At 60.5% G+C, this 567-nt stretch carries 1 protein-coding gene; it reads left to right on the forward strand.

The window, feature by feature from the left end:
- Positions 1-567 (forward strand): hypothetical protein (locus tag HX774_RS19620; protein WP_218650553.1); only part of this gene is annotated, 567 nt, incomplete at both ends.

Below are 567 nucleotides of genomic sequence, written 5' to 3' on the forward strand. Positions count from 1 at the left end.
ATCGAGGTCATCGGCTTTGTGACGGCGTGGATCACCATGATGCTCGGCTCGATCCCACAGCAGGACGTGTTTCAGCGGGTAACGTCATCGCGCACCGAGCGCATCGCCGGTACGGCGTCGGTGCTGGGCGGCGTGTTGTACTTCATGTTTGCGTTCGTGCCGATGTTCCTAGCGTATTCGGCCACGCTCATCGACCCGGAGATGGTCGCGAAATACATCGATACCGATTCGCAGATGATCTTGCCGAACCTGGTGCTGCAGCATGCGCCGATCTTCGCGCAGGTGATGTTCTTCGGTGCGCTGCTCTCAGCCATCAAGAGCTGCGCGAGCGCGACGCTGCTGGCGCCCTCCGTGACGTTCGCCGAAAATGTGCTGCGTCCGCTGCTGCCCAACATGGACGACAAGCGTTTCCTGCGCGTGATGCAGGCAGTGGTGCTGACGTTCACGGTCTTGGTGACGCTCTTTGCGCTGAACTCGCATCTGTCGATCTTCCACATGGTCGAAAGCGCCTACAAGGTGACGCTGGTGGCCGCGTTCGTGCCCTTGGCCTTTGGCCTGTTCTGGAGG

Origin of the sequence: Brevundimonas sp. P7753 (genome assembly GCF_013386595.1) — a bacterium.
Classification (GTDB): domain Bacteria; phylum Pseudomonadota; class Alphaproteobacteria; order Caulobacterales; family Caulobacteraceae; genus Brevundimonas; species Brevundimonas bullata.